This window comes from Lysinibacillus sp. LK3 (genome assembly GCF_001043675.1).
GTDB classification, from domain to species: Bacteria; Bacillota; Bacilli; order Bacillales_A; family Planococcaceae; genus Lysinibacillus; species Lysinibacillus capsici.
In genome coordinates this window covers 1-515 of the sequence record NZ_LDUJ01000055.1, presented here as the reverse complement: position 1 = coordinate 515, position 515 = coordinate 1, and the positions used below count along the sequence as shown (strand labels likewise).

Genomic DNA, 515 nt, shown 5'->3' with positions numbered 1-515 from the left:
CAGGAGTAACGGGAGCACCAGGTCCGCAGGGAGAAATAGGACCTCAGGGAGTAGCTGGAGTAACGGGGACAACGGGTCCACAGGGAGAAATGGGTCTCCAAGGAGTAGCAGGAGTGACGGGGGCAACAGGTCCACAGGGAGAAATGGGTCTCCAAGGAGTAGCAGGAGTAACGGGAGCAACTGGTTCACAGGGAATAATAGGGGCCACTGGACTTCGAGGACTTGCGGGAATAACAGGAGCAACAGGAGAACGGGGACTAGCAGGAATGACAGGGGCAACAGGAGCCCAAGGCGTAACAGGAAGTACAGGAGCAACTGGTTCACAGGGAATAACAGGGGCGACAGGAGTCCAAGGCGTAACAGGGAGCACAGGAGCAACAGGTTCACAGGGAATAACAGGGGCAACAGGAGTCCAAGGCGTAACAGGGAGTACAGGAGCAACAGGTTCACAGGGAATAACAGGGGCGACAGGAGTCCAAGGCGTAACAGGAAGCACAGGCGCAACAGGTTCACAG

Annotated in this window: 1 pseudogene; it reads left to right on the top strand. The window is 56.5% G+C overall.

The features are described from left to right. A pseudogene (locus VK91_RS22190) lies at positions 1-515 on the top strand (collagen-like protein); the annotation flags it as partial.